The sequence below is a fragment of the Segatella baroniae B14 genome, assembly GCF_022024235.1.
Taxonomy (GTDB): Bacteria; Bacteroidota; Bacteroidia; order Bacteroidales; family Bacteroidaceae; genus Prevotella; species Prevotella bryantii.
Genome location: NZ_CP091799.1, coordinates 1,500,116 through 1,513,884, shown reverse-complemented (window position 1 = coordinate 1,513,884; position 13,769 = coordinate 1,500,116). Strand labels below are relative to the sequence as shown.

The window sequence follows — 13,769 nt, the reverse complement described above, 5'->3', positions numbered from 1 at the left end:
TATCTCAATTAGATTAGAATTTAACACTTGCACCAAACTGGTAAGTAACAGTACTAGGGCCACCTGTTGACAAACTAGAACTTGCCCACTCTGGATCAAAGCCTTTATAATCTGAACCCCATACGAATGGGTTTGTGATATTGACATAGAGGCGTAAAGAGCGGATAACCTTAGACTTTTGGAGTACACTCTTAGGGAAAGTATAACCTAAGGAAATGTTTTTAACTTTCCAATAGCTGGCATCGACAATCTGATATGGTGTACCACTACTATTCGCTGTCTTCATACTGCTCATAGAAGATGTACCACTTTTCGCATTGCTACCCATTAAATATGTACCAGCTCCTGCATTAGTATCACTTTGATTAGTAGGGAATGGGAAACTACCATAGTGAGTTGTCTCTTGGTAAACTTCGTTGATACGATTGCCATCTTCATCGAAATCACAGCTTAGCAAAGTTCCTGCAGGGATGTAATAGTCAATGTTGATGTGCTGCATACCACGGTCACCATAGTTACAATACTGATTATAGAATGGAGAGTAAACCTGATAGTTCTGCTTGGTGTATATAGAGAACGAGAAATCCCAGTTCTTATAGCTTAACGTAGAACTAATGCTACCTGTCCATGAAGGATTACTCTTGCCGACAATCGTCTTATCTTTAGAGCTGATAGCACCATCACCATTCAAATCATCAATGATTGGCATACCTTCACCCCAGCCATAGCAAGCATAGTAGTAATCGCGGCTAACTACGCTTTGTCCCGGTGTAAAGCCTTTGTCTATAGCTATCTGAGTGTTAGGCACAGTCATCGTCTTATCGCTAACGATGCCACTCCATCTATAGTTATACAAGGCATTGATTGATTCTCCTACAAAGAAACTGTTCTCTATATCATTCTCTTTTCCTCCATTCACCTCTAGAATCTTATTCTTGTTGGTTGAGAAATTAAATGATGTTGTCCAGTTCCAGTCCTTATTCTGAATATTAACGGTTGTCAAAGAAGCCTCGAAACCGGTATTTCGAACTTTACCACGGTTATCAATTACGGTTGCACCACCAGCTTCGTAAACCAACTGACGGCTCATCAACAAATCTTTAGATGTACGGTTATAGAAATCTAAGGTTCCTGATATTCTACCATTAAGAAAACCAAAGTCTAAACCAACATCAAATTCAGAGGTCTTTTCCCATGTCAAGTTTTTGTTGACAATAGCACTAGGATAATATACATTGTTACCTGTACCATCAGAGAATCCATAGAATGCAGAACCACCAGAAGCAACAACGTAGGTAGGGTAATTAGTACCTTGTGTATAATTGTTACCTGTTACACCATAACTTAAACGGAATTTCAAGTTATGCAACCAATTTTTGGTATTTTTCATCCAAGGCTCTTCTGAAATTCGCCAGCCAAAAGCAGCTGAAGGGAAAGTTCCCCAACGATGACCGTCTGCAAAGCGTGAAGAACCATCAGTACGGATAGTACCTGTGAAAAGGTATCTGTCTTTGTAACTATAGTTTAAACGAGCTGCAAATGACTGCATGGTCCATTCTGTATAGCCTGAAGTTGGAAGAACTACCGTTTCACTAGTGGCAGAGCCGAGGTTATACCAAAGTTCTTGTGCAGGAACTTTGTATACATTTGCGTCGTAAGTCTCTTGTGTAAACTTACTTGCACTGTATAGTCCCATTACACCGATTTTATGATCACCCCATGTATGGTTGTAGTCTATTTGATTATCCCATGTCCACTGGAATTTGTTCGTATTCTCGGCGTATGCGTGGTTTTCTGTAGTTTCAGAAGTGCCTCTAACAGTAGAAGGAACACCTTCATATTTTCCATTGCGAGAGTGTGTGTAGCTTGGTGAGAATGTGGTCTTAAATGTAAGATCCTTGATCGGGTGAATTTGCAAGTAGAGGTTAGCCAGAACCTGATAAGTCTTGGTATTATAATTTGTATTCTCTAAGTCAAGCAATGGGTTGGCTGTAGAAGTAAACTGGTCACCACTTGTACCTAAGGCTGCAGCCATACCTGGGTTTACGATGATATCACCATTATCGTCGTAGGCTCTACACAATGTATTTAAACGGAAAGCCTGGCTGATAGCGTTGTCTGCAATCGTGTTGTTGTTCGTGTAGGCACCATTGAAATTAATACCAGCACTCAACCAATTATTAAGTTTTGAGTCAATAGCACCCTTTAGATTAAAACGTTCCATTTCATCCTTTTGGTAGATACCCTTTTCATTCTGGTAACCTCCACCAAAGTGATAACTTACATTTCCACTAGCACCACTAACAGATAGGAAGTGATTCTGCTGAGCACCAGTACGGAGGAATAGATCTCTCCAGTTGGTTTCTTGGCCATTAGCGATAACACTCTTTACATATGACTCATCCATTGTTTGTCCGGTCAAGAAAGCTGTCTTATAATTACCGTCTGTGATGCTCCAATAATTTTGTGCGCCATAAGTACCTAAGGTAGTACCACCTTTTTCTGTCATGGCATTTTCATATCTAAGCATACGATATTGAGCAAATTCAGAACCAGACATGAAATCAGGCATACGTGTGGTCTTGGTTATACCGTAGTATCCTTCATAACTTATAGTTGGCTTCAGATTCTTAGCACCTTCGCTTTGGGCACCCTTAGTTGTTACGATAACAACACCGTTAGTAGCACGTGATCCATAAATAGCTGTGGAAGAAGCATCTTTCAAAATATCAATACGCTCAATATCTTGAGGATTTAAAAAGTCGATGTTATCTGTAATGATACCGTCTACAACATAAAGAGGAGTTTTGTTACTACCTAAAGTTGACTTTCCACGAATCTCGATATCAAAACCTCCACCGGCACGGCTACTATTTTGGGTGATGTTTACACCAGGAGTTGCTCCTTGAAGGTTTTCGATAATTGAAGTGGCACCTTTAGCATTCAATTTCTCTGTACCAACAGATGAAATGGAACCTGTAAGGTCGCTTTTTTTCATGGTACCATAACCAACCACAACGACTTCATTTAAAGTCTCATTGTCTTCTTTTAATGTAAAAACAAAATTGGTCTGATTTCCTACTGTTACGGTTTGGTTTTTATAACCCACGTAACTTACGGTAATTTTGCTGGAAGGCTTTGCATTAGGAATGGAAAAGTTACCATCAATATCAGTAATGGCGGCAGGTTTACCGTCCATATTGATAGTTACACCAATCATTGGTTCGCCCTGTGCATCCTTGACAGTACCCTTAAGTGTGCTCTGTGCATAAGAAGCAACGCTTGCAATACTTAAACATAAAGCCATAGAGGCTCTTCTTTTGTTAAGATACATAAACGTTTGTTTTAGTTATTCTTGTTATTAAATTATTATAGTTCTGATTTCAAAGGTTTACTAGGATTTTTTTGATTGTCCTATATTGGATTAGATTATTTTTGTTAAGCAAATGTACCTATAATATTTATAATAAGGGATAATTTTCATTTTAAATTTATATATTTTAACACATTCGATTCTTTTTTCTTTAGATAAATGCTATAAAACATATAAATAACTTTGATTTTTGATTTTTTTGAGTGGTTAAGTGTATAAAAAACATTAAATGGACTATTCTAATGAGAATAATCCATTTAATGTTTTTATATCATATAATTATTTACATGGAATCCACTTGGTATCTTGATGGAATACGTTTTCTAATGTGATAGCAGTAGCTTGTTTTTTGGTCAGTTGGCGAGACCATGTAGCTCTTGCTTTTGGATTTGCTCCTTCACCAAAATTGTTATATTCCTGATAGCGTGCTGTTGTTTCATTGGCTTTGTTGCTCCAATTATTCCAGCCAACAGGACGAATATGCTTACCTAATTCGCAATTCATAAATAGAGTGTATGCATAAGGTCTCCATGGTCTTCCCAAATAAACTTGGTCTACTCCTTCTGCAGCTATGAGCTTGCAGTGGTTAAAGATGTAGCCATAAGCCTGATCGGCTGGGGTAGAGGCTGCTGTAACATAACTATTAATCTTGCTTTTAATCGTACAGTTCTCGAACCATGCTGTGCTAGGACCAAAGATAAAGTCTGTAGTACCTTCTATATAGCAGTCTTTAAAATAAAGTCTAGTTCCTGCAACACCAGTATAAATAGTATCTTGGTGACCGAGGAAACGACAATTGGTAAATACTAAATAATCACCTTCTGTATGGAGAGAAACGGCTTGACCTAGTCGGGCTGAGTTATTCTCAATCGTTATATTCTTTAATGTAATGTGACTGCCTTCTATTTTGAGAGTATAGGTACGGAAAGTTCCCATTGGTTTACCTGTATCTAAACGCTTAATATTAGCATGGTCATCATAAGTAATAATCGTGTTTTCGGCATCTTCACCACAAATTTCGATATTTGTGAGCCATGAAGGAATAATTAGTTTTTCCTTGTATGTGCCTTTTTTAACATAAATTACTTTGTGATAATCCATGAATGCGCGACATACTTCGATAGCATCATCAATATTTCGGAATTCGCATGTTCCGTCTCTTGACACAAATAGTGTGTCGGGATTGTCATACTTGTTTGCTGCATGTAGCTGTAGGGTCGCTAAAGTAGCAACCATTAGTAGAAGTATTTTTTTCATTTGTTTGTATAGGTAAATTAGATAATTTTTTATTCTATCTGCTGCACTTCTTGAATACCATTAATTTTCTTCAAGTTATCTATGAGTATATTGACATCTTTACGGTCGTGCACACGAAGTTCTATCTTACCATCGAAAATACCTTGGTCGCTATTGATGTTTAATTGATGAATGTTTACACCGAATCGGTTGCTGATAACCTGAGCAACATCTAATACCATACCGGTACGGTCGATACCCTTAATTTCGATAGTGGCATCAAAGAAGAGAATGCGATGCATGTCCCACTTAGCATCTATGATTCGCGGACCATAGCTGGCTTTGAGTTTTGCAGCTATGTGGCATGAGCGTTTGTGAATTTCAATGTGGTTGCGATTGTCAATATATCCAAGAATGTCGTCTCCAGGAATAGCATGACAGCAGCTAGGGGTGATAAATTGCTCAATATTATCTTCGTTTATATATATTGGTTTCTTTTTATTGAAATTCTTTCCAACAGTGAATTGTTCCTTCTTGCGGACTATTGTATCGGTATTATTTTTTGTCTTAAGGAAAGGTACAAATTTCCTCCAGCCTTTAGAGTTGTTTCCTTCGTTTTGTGGTTTTCCCTTTAAAATCTTACTATCTTCTTGACCGAGAATGATGGTATGATTCCCTAAAGCCAGGAAGAATGCTTCAGGCTTTTGTATTTCGTGTAAATCGAGAAGCGTGTCGAGAATAGAACTACTTAATTCTAAGTTTTCTTTTTTTATCCAGTCATTAAGAACCTGTTCTCCTTTTTTCTCGATTTCTTTGTTTTCGTGACGAAGAATAGATGCAATCTTGGTACGTGCTTTAGCTGTTGTTACAAAGTTAATCCATGAAGGTTGTACGTGCTGGCTGTTACTTGTGAGAATTTCAACTTGATCACCGCTATTCAATTTATGACTTAATGGTACCAACTTATGGTTTACCTTAGCTCCAATACAGTGACTTCCTAAGTCTGTGTGAATCGAGAAGGCAAAATCGAGTGCTGTACAACCTGCAGGCATTGTTTTGATTTCACCTTTTGGAGTAAATACAAATATTTCAGAAGCAAAAAGGTTGAGTTTGATAGAGTCGAGAAAATCCATAGCATCAGGCTGTGGATTATCGAGTATTTCGCGAATCGTATGGAGCCAGTCGTTTAACTCGCTCTCGTCTTCAGAATATTCTTCTCCCTCTTTATATTTCCAGTGAGCAGCCAAACCTTGCTCTGCCACTTCATCCATGCGGTCACTTCGTATCTGTACTTCTATCCATCGACCCTGTTTGCTCATTAAGGTACAATGTAGAGCTTGATAGCCGTTGGCTTTTGGATGGTTAAGCCAATCGCGAAGGCGGTCGGGATGGCTCTTATAAATCTTAGTTAGGGCTACATATATGTTGAAACATTCGTTTATTTCTTCAGTTCTTTTATTAGGCTCGAAGATTACACGAACTGCTAAAATGTCATATATTTCGTCGAAACTGATATGCTTGTTTTGCATCTTATTCCAAATGGAATAAGGACTCTTGACGCGCTCTTTGATGGAGTATTTTATACCCATTTGGTCGAGTTCGGTGCGGATAGGGTCTGTGAAACACTTAAACAGAAAATCACGTTGTTTTTCGGTGTCAGCTAGCTTCTTTTCGATATTGGCATATTCTTGGGGATGGTCGTATCGGAAGCTTAGGTCTTCCAATTCTGTCTTAATCTTGTTGAGACCAAGTCGATTAGCCAAAGGGGCATAAATATAAAGCGTTTCACCTACAATCTTATATTGCTTGTTAGCGGGTTGAGATTCCAGAGTGCGCATATTGTGAAGACGATCACAGATTTTGATTAAAATCACACGAATGTCACTACTCATAGTAAGCAGTAACTTCTTGAAATTCTCAGCCTGAGCAGAAGCTTTATCTCCAAAAATACCACCGCTGATTTTAGTAAGTCCATCTACAATCATGGCTATTTTAGGACCAAAGATATTTTCCATATCCTCTACGGTGTAATCTGTATCCTCAACAACATCGTGAAGAAGAGCTGCCGAGATACTTGTAGAGCCTAATCCCATTTCTTCACAAGCAATTTGGGCAACAGCGATAGGATGCATAATATAAGGCTCCCCAGAAAGTCTTCTGACTCCCTTATGTGCTTGACGTGCAAAATTGAAAGCTTTTGTTATTACTTCTACTTTCTTACGGTGACGAGATGCTAGATAATTGTTTAATAATCGTTGAAAGGCATCGTTGATCATCTTATCATCAGCAGCTTCTCTTTCTTGTTCTGATAATTTCTGCTCATCCATATCTTGGTCCCTCCTGTAATGCTTCTTGGTTAGTTAGATATTATTTTACTCTTATTTTCTTTCCTGCTCGAATGCTATTACCGCTTATTCCATTTAGTTTTTTCAATTTTTTGACGGTAGTTCCATTACGTTCTGCTATTTCGGAAAGGGTATCACCATTTTTGATAGTTACATTTTTGCTTCTATTCTTCTTGCTCTTTTTTTCAGATTTTCTAGAAGAACGATGCGACATTCTTTTATTTGATGAATAATGATTTCTAGTTCGATTTGTAGTGGCTTCTTCTTTGTCCTTTATATCTACTATATCGCGTTTGAGGAAAAGTTCATCTGCTTTATATGCAAAGATAGAGTCCTGTTTGTCGATAAATGTTCCAATAAGATTGCTTGGTAGTCGAATAGACATAGGCTCAGAATAGCCATTAATAACATCTTTTCGATATTGTGGATTAAGTGAGCGTAATTGATCTTCATCGATACCGAGAACATTTGAAATCTGCTCGAAATGTACATTTTGATTTACGACTACGGTATCTGTCTTGACAGGTAAATCTGTTAACATTGGACAGATGTTATGGTCGCAGTAATAGTTCATGATATAGTTGGCAGCAATGAATGCAGGAACATAACCTCTTGTTTCTTTAGGTAAATATGGGTAAATGCTCCAATAATCAGCTTTTCCACTGCGGTGGATGGCCTTGTTGATTTTGTCAGGTCCACAGTTATAGGCAGCAATAACTAGATTCCAATCATCAAAGATTTTATAGAGATCACTCAGATAATGAGCTGCAGCATACGAAGCTTTAACAGGGTCACGTCGTTCATCAATCAGAGAGTTAATTTCCAAGCCATATCGTTTACCTGTCCCTATCATGAATTGCCATAAGCCAGTTGCTCCAACTCTTGACACAGCATTAGGATTAAGAGCTGATTCGATTACAGGAAGATATTTTAATTCCAAAGGTAGATTGTATGCTTCGAGAGCTTCTTCGAAAATAGGAATGTAGAAGTTGGATGCTCCTAACATATAGCTTACGCTTTTACGTAGATCGTTACTATATTTATCGATGAATTTCTGTACTACGTTGTTATATGGCATCTCAATAATGGTTGGCATTTTTTTCAACCTATCGATAAATACTTCTTGCGGAAATGATGGGTTATAGTTTTTCATTTGACAAGATGTATCTGGCTTTAAATAGGTCTTTACATTATAAACGTGTATAAGGCTATCCAAAGCTAAATCCATGCCCTCTGGCAGGTCTATATCTTCTTCGTCACCGTTTTGATTAGTAACGGTAATGTATTGTTTATTTTGATTTTCGGTCTGAGCATACATCACGCAGCTACTACCTACTAAAAGGATGACCATAAATAAAGCTAATCTTTTCATTCTTATTTCTCTTCTTCTTATTTTAAATATTAATGTTTAAAAATTAAGTGAACATGAAAATCCAAATCCAGAACTTTGAAATGGATTTCTGTATAATGAGTTGTTAATAACAGTAGGCTGAATGTGTAAACTAAGATCTTTAGAGATATCAAAGTCAGATAAAGAAGCGTCTACGTATGCATCAATAATAGATAAAGCATAGACTCCTATAAGTACGAATGTGCTCATATCTCTCCATCTACGATAACGATCTTTTCGTTTACGAAACAATTCTTGATATTGCGTTTTGTTGTTGTCGTCTATAGTTACACCAAGATGCAAAAATTGATTATAGCTTTCTGTATTAGGATCAGAATCCATAATATCCATGTAAGCTTTACTATAATCATCGTACATTTGGCCATTCCATGACATGGCATATATACAGCCAACTACGCCACCATAAAATATGGGTAATTTCCAATATTTACGGTTATATATTTGTCCTGCACCTGGCAAAACGATAGAAAGCCAAAGTGCGCGTTTTACATCTGGCTTCCAAGTATTCCAATCACGTTTGTTTTTGGATTTTTTTTCTAGATTTTGCAATTCAAGACTATCCTTATGGGTTAGGATAGAATTTGCAGGAATCATAGCAGTATCTTCCAGGATAGGATCTACTGATTCTACCTTGATATCTTGAGCATTTCCTACAAACGGGAAAAGACACAGAGATACGAATGCAATGATATGTGATAATTTCTTCACAGAATTAATTCTCTTTGAGTTTGTCAAAAACGTTCATCAGACGTTCCAAGTCATCTTCACTTTCAAATGGTATGCTAATTTTACCTTTTCCTTTAGCATTACAGGTCATATTGACTTTTGCATTTAAAAAGCTTGATAATCTTTTCTTTAGCATTATGAATTCTTCAGGCAACTGAGTCTTGCTGACAATCTTTTTTTTGCCACTTTCTATATCTTCACCGCTTTTTAGCTGCTGAACGAGTTCCTCAACCTTGCGTACAGAGTAACCGTTTTTTTGGATTTCTTTAAACAGTTTAATCTGAAGAGATGGACTCTCTAAAGCCAAAAGAGCACGAGCATGTCCCATGTCGATTTCTTTTTTCTGTAGCGCCATCTGTACCTGTGCAGGAAGTTTCAGTAAACGCAGATAATTTGCAATAGCTGCTCGGCTTTTGCCAACACGCTCTGCAACTTTCTCTTGGGTCATATTGCTATTCTCCAATAGGTGCTCGTATGCTAGTGCTATCTCGATAGAGTTTAAATCTTCACGCTGAATGTTCTCTACAAGTGCCATTTCCATTACACCTTCATCGCTAATCGTGCGAATGTAAGCTGGAATGGCCTTTAGACCAGCAAGCTGTGAAGCTCTCCAACGGCGTTCTCCTGCAATAATTTGAAAGCGGTTTTCTGCTACTTGGCGTAATGTAATCGGTTGGATAATTCCAATGGCTTTAATACTATCAGCTAATTCGATCAATGCATCCTGGTCAAATTCGCGTCGAGGTTGGTTAGGGTTATTCTCGATTTGTTCGATTGGAATTTCATTAATCGTAGAACTACCTTGAGTTCTTACGTTTTCGGTAGAAATTAGGGCATCAAGTCCCCTTCCTAAAGCATTATTTTTAGCTGTCGTATTATATTTCTTATGAACTGCCATTATTTTAAAAGAAAATTGAGATTGAATTATTTCCAATTAGAATTTTTGTTGATGATTTCTTTAGCCAGTGCAAGATGGTTTTTGCTACCAGTAGAATCTGCGTCGTATAAAATAACAGGAAGACCATGACTTGGACTTTCACTGAGCTTTACATTACGCTGAATGACACTCTTAAATACTAATTCTTGGAAATGGCGTTTTACCTCATCATAAATTTGATTAGCCAAACGAAGTCGACTATCGTACATGGTTAGCAGAAATCCTTCTATTTCTAATTTCGGATTCAACTTGCTCTTAATGATTTTGATGGTATTGAGCAATTTACTGATACCCTCGAGTGCAAAGTATTCGCACTGTACCGGAATGATGACGGAGTCAGCTGCTGTCAGACAGTTTACGGTAATCAAACCTAATGATGGTGAACAATCAATTAGTATATAGTCGTATTCATCGCGGATAGGGGCGAGTAATTTACGAATAACTTTTTCGCGGTCTTCAATATTAAGCATTTCAATTTCTGCACCAACAAGAGCAATATGACTTGGAATGATATCAAGTCCGTCTATATCGGTAGTATAAATGGCTTCGTGAACATCTGCATGGTCAATAATACATTCGTAAAGCGAACAGTCTACTTCTTTGATGTCGACACCTAGTCCACTAGAGGCATTTGCCTGAGGATCTGCATCAACAACAAGTACTGTCTTCTCTAATGTAGCTAGAGAAGCTGCTAAGTTAATCGTCGTAGTTGTTTTACCTACACCACCTTTTTGGTTAGCTAATGCTATAATTTTTCCCATTGATATAAGCTTTTGGTCCTGTTCGTAACAGGCTATTTGATGGCAAAGATACATATTTTAAACGAGAAAGGCTACGTTTAAACCATTTTTTAGTATTTTTGCACCGAAAAGATATTAAATTTATGAATAATCGACCTTTTATCTTAATTTCAAATGATGATGGTTATCATGCCAATGGTATAAAGACTCTTGTAAAAATTCTGTCGCCTATTGCTGATTTGTTAGTATGTGCTCCGGAAGCAGCTCGCTCTGGTTTTTCATGTGGTTTCTCAGCAACGGATTATTTGCGATTGAAGCGTCGTCATAATATGGGCGATATTGAGGTTTGGTCATGTACAGGAACACCGGTAGATTGCGTAAAAATTGCCCTTAGTGAGTTATGTAAGGACCGTTTGCCTGATCTCATTATTGGTGGTATCAATCATGGAGATAACTCGTCAACTAATAATCATTATTCAGGAACAATGGGTATAGCTAAAGAGGGATGTATGAAATATATACCTTCTATTGCTTTCTCAAGTTGTAACTATAATGAGAGTGCAGACTTAATGCCTTTGTCAGAATATATTATCAAAATTATTAATAAGGTTTTGAAGGAAGGTTTGCCAAAAGGTACATGCTTGAATGTAAATTTCCCATCGAATCCTCCTTTTAAGGGCGTGAAAGCTTGTCGTATGACTTGGGGGCGTTGGGTTAATGAAATTCAGAAAAATCATCATCCTCGTGGTTATGACTATTATTGGGTAGTAGGTGAGTATGTTAATGATGAACCAGAAGCTCAAGATTCTGATCAGTGGGCTGTGAACCATGGTTATGTCGCTATCACACCGACAAAAATAGATGTAACTGACTACGAATTTAAAGAACAGTTGGACAAGTGGAACTTATAATATGAAATATTATATCATTGTAGGTGAAGCAAGTGGCGACCTTCATGCATCACGCTTAATGCATTCATTGAAAGAATTTGATTCGCAAGCTGAATTCAGATTTTTTGGAGGTGACAAAATGTCATATGAAGGGGGGTATCGGGTAAAACATTATCGTGAACTTGCTTATATGGGATTTATACCTGTTTTGCTGCATCTGAAAACCATATTCAAAAATATGAGTATGTGTAAGAAGGATATTGTGGCTTGGAAACCAGATGTCGTTATCTTGGTAGATTATCCCGGTTTTAATCTGAATATTGCCAAGTTTGTACATAAAAACACTAAGATTCCTGTTTATTATTATATTTCACCTAAAATATGGGCCTGGAAAGAGTGGCGTATTCGCAGCATCAAACGCGATGTTAAGGAGATGTTTTCGATATTGCCTTTTGAAGTTCCTTTTTATGAAAAAAAATATAAGTATCCGATACATTATGTAGGTAATCCTACTGCTGAAGAAGTGGCTTATTTTCGAAATAATTATCATGATACATTCAAGATGTTTTGTGATAAATATAATTTGGATGCAACAAAACCTATAATTGCTTTATTGGCAGGTAGTAGATTGCAGGAAATCAAGGATAACTTGCCTGCAATGATAGAAGCTGCGGATCATTTTGAAGATTATCAGTTGGTTTTGGCAGGTGCTCCTTCTGTAGACGATAAGTATTATGAGTCTTTTCTGAAAGATTCAAGGGTAAAGTTGATAAAAAACCAAACTTATGCTTTGTTATCACATGCCAAGGCAGCTCTAGTTACGAGTGGTACTGCTACTTTGGAAACAGCTTTGTTTGATGTTCCGCAAGTTGTTTGTTATGAAACACCGGTCCCAAAAATAATTCGTTTTGCTTTTAATCACATCATTAAAGTGAAATATATATCTTTGGTGAATTTGATAGCTGACAGTGAAATTGTACAAGAACTTTTGGCTGATCGTTTTTCCGTAGATGATATCATCATGGAGTTGCGAAAAATCCTTCCTGGTCGTCCTGAAAGAGAAGTAATGTTGAAAGAGTATGAAGAAATTCATCGCAGGTTGGGTAATTCGGTTGCTCCTGAAAATGCAGCACGTATTATGACAGAGTTGTTGATGGGTAGTAATAACTCGAATATTCCTCAATAAGAAAAGGGTTGTCATTTTCCTGATGACAACCCTTTTCTTATTGAGGAATAATATTTTTAGAAAAGCTGTAGGGTATATAAATATACTACTGCAGCTGGAATAGCCATAAGAGAAGAATCGAATCGGTCTAACATTCCACCATGTCCAGGAAGAATATTACCGCTATCTTTAATACCTAAGGTCCGTTTAAATAAACTTTCTACTAAATCACCCCAAGTACCAAAGAAAACTACAATCAGCCCTAATCCCATCCATTCTAAAATATTTAGTGAATGCTGTAATTCTCCAAAGTTAGCATAATAGCCCAATATTCCTGCAGCTATCAGGACAAATATACCGCCACCTATGCTGCCTTCCCAACTTTTAGCAGGACTTATTCGTGGAAAGAGTTTGTGCTTGCCAAAAAGTGAACCACTACAGTATGCACCTGTGTCGTTAATCCAAAGGAAGACAAAGATAGATAGTGGGAGTAATGTGTCGAAATGTACGCTGCCATCCTCATTTGTTTCGAATGCCACAATGTTAATCATAGCAAACGGAAGAGCTATATACATTTGTGATAGCATGGTGTAAGCCCAGTCATTAATGGCATCTTGGTTCTTGAAATACAATTCACTGATAAATAGATAAATGATAGTCAATAAATAGGGTACAAAGACAATAAAGTTATTGACCAAGCCAATTCTCCAACCTGCTACGGCTAAAAAGAAGTAAACACCTGCTATTGTAGAGATAAATTGGTTAGTTGTTACACCATGTTTAGCATTTATCAGACCTGTAAATTCCCAAATTGTCATTCCTGTTATCAGTGCAAACAGTAAAATCATGGCTTGTGGATCTAAAAATCCACAAACCATAATGGCTACATAGAATACACCAGTGATAGCTCTTATAATGAGGTTCTTCTGTTTATCACTCATTGCTT

The 13,769-nt window shown here is 37.3% G+C and carries 10 protein-coding genes; 2 read left to right on the top strand and 8 right to left on the bottom strand.

The features are described 5' to 3' along the window. Nucleotides 1–13 precede the first annotated feature (13 nt). The 7 genes from L6469_RS06345 to L6469_RS06315 all read right to left on the bottom strand — a co-directional run bounded on the left by L6469_RS06345 (nt 14) and on the right by L6469_RS06315 (nt 10,789). Entirely contained in the window at nt 14–3,307 is a 3,294-nt protein-coding gene (locus L6469_RS06345; protein ID WP_050787887.1) for a SusC/RagA family TonB-linked outer membrane protein, read from the bottom strand. 345 nt (nt 3,308–3,652) lie between these two features. Then, on the bottom strand, nt 3,653–4,630 hold the full coding sequence (locus L6469_RS06340; RefSeq protein ID WP_006281205.1) for a pectinesterase family protein: 978 nt from the start codon (nt 4,628–4,630) through the stop codon (nt 3,653–3,655). Nucleotides 4,631–4,659: 29 nt separating this feature from the next. Continuing rightward, nucleotides 4,660–6,936 carry a RelA/SpoT family protein gene (locus L6469_RS06335; protein ID WP_237851062.1) on the bottom strand — a complete coding sequence of 759 codons (2,277 nt, stop codon included), beginning with the start codon at nt 6,934–6,936 and terminating at the stop codon, nt 4,660–4,662. 40 nt (nt 6,937–6,976) lie between these two features. Continuing rightward, a complete protein-coding gene (locus tag L6469_RS06330; protein WP_006281207.1) occupies nt 6,977–8,326 on the bottom strand; it encodes a lytic transglycosylase domain-containing protein in 1,350 nt (449 codons plus the stop codon). Between the two features lie 36 nt (nt 8,327–8,362). After that, complete coding sequence (locus L6469_RS06325) at nt 8,363–9,073, bottom strand: DUF5683 domain-containing protein (protein WP_006281208.1); 711 nt, start codon at nt 9,071–9,073, stop codon at nt 8,363–8,365. Nucleotides 9,074–9,077: 4 nt separating this feature from the next. Beyond that, the gene (locus tag L6469_RS06320) at nt 9,078–9,989 is read right to left on the bottom strand and encodes a ParB/RepB/Spo0J family partition protein (protein WP_006281209.1); all 912 of its coding nucleotides are present in this window, start codon (nt 9,987–9,989) and stop codon (nt 9,078–9,080) included. A gap of 26 nt (nt 9,990–10,015) precedes the next feature. Beyond that, nucleotides 10,016–10,789 carry a ParA family protein gene (locus L6469_RS06315; RefSeq protein ID WP_006281210.1) on the bottom strand — a complete coding sequence of 258 codons (774 nt, stop codon included), beginning with the start codon at nt 10,787–10,789 and terminating at the stop codon, nt 10,016–10,018. A gap of 122 nt (nt 10,790–10,911) precedes the next feature. On the opposite strand from L6469_RS06315, the gene surE reads away from it, so the two are divergent. Together surE and lpxB are read left to right on the top strand one after the other, a co-directional pair. After that, nucleotides 10,912–11,679, top strand: coding sequence for a 5'/3'-nucleotidase SurE (gene surE / locus L6469_RS06310; protein WP_006281211.1), 768 nt, complete (start codon nt 10,912–10,914; stop codon nt 11,677–11,679). 1 nt (nt 11,680) lies between these two features. Beyond that, nucleotides 11,681–12,844 carry a lipid-A-disaccharide synthase gene (gene lpxB, locus L6469_RS06305; RefSeq protein ID WP_006281212.1) on the top strand — a complete coding sequence of 388 codons (1,164 nt, stop codon included), beginning with the start codon at nt 11,681–11,683 and terminating at the stop codon, nt 12,842–12,844. 56 nt (nt 12,845–12,900) lie between these two features. Here the strand turns inward: lpxB and L6469_RS06300 are convergent, their stop codons facing one another. Then, the gene (locus tag L6469_RS06300) at nt 12,901–13,764 is read right to left on the bottom strand and encodes a phosphatidate cytidylyltransferase (RefSeq protein WP_006281213.1); all 864 of its coding nucleotides are present in this window, start codon (nt 13,762–13,764) and stop codon (nt 12,901–12,903) included. Between the last annotated feature and the right edge of the window lie 5 nt (nt 13,765–13,769).